We start from the raw sequence: 258 nt of genomic DNA, 5'->3' as shown, positions 1-258 counted from the left end.
GGCCACACCCGTTCCCATACCGAACACGGAAGTTAAGCTCTCTAGCGCCGATGGTAGTTGGGACCTTGTCCCTGTGAGAGTAGGACGTTGCCAGGCAATTCGGAGGATTAGCTCAGCTGGGAGAGCACCTGCCTTACAAGCAGGGGGTCGGCGGTTCGATCCCGTCATCCTCCACCATTTAGCCGACTTAGCTCAATTGGTAGAGCAACTGACTTGTAATCAGTAGGTTGGGGGTTCAAGTCCTCTAGTCGGCACCAG

General features: G+C 55.4%; 2 tRNA genes and 1 rRNA gene. All 3 read left to right on the top strand.

Going from position 1 to position 258, the window contains the following annotated elements:
* Positions 1-96 (top strand): 5S ribosomal RNA (rrf, locus tag FOT98_RS31895); the annotation flags it as partial.
* A gap of 5 nt (positions 97-101) precedes the next feature.
* Positions 102-177, top strand: a tRNA-Val gene (locus FOT98_RS31890).
* Positions 178-181: 4 nt separating this feature from the next.
* Positions 182-257, top strand: a tRNA-Thr gene (locus tag FOT98_RS31885).
* Position 258 lies beyond the last annotated feature (1 nt).

Origin of the sequence: Bacillus sp. HY001 (genome assembly GCF_007558965.1) — a bacterium.
Classification (GTDB): Bacteria; Bacillota; Bacilli; order Bacillales; family Bacillaceae_G; genus Bacillus_A; species Bacillus_A mobilis.
The sequence above is the reverse complement of the archived record's forward strand: the minus strand, read 5'-3'. Positions and strand labels throughout refer to the sequence as shown.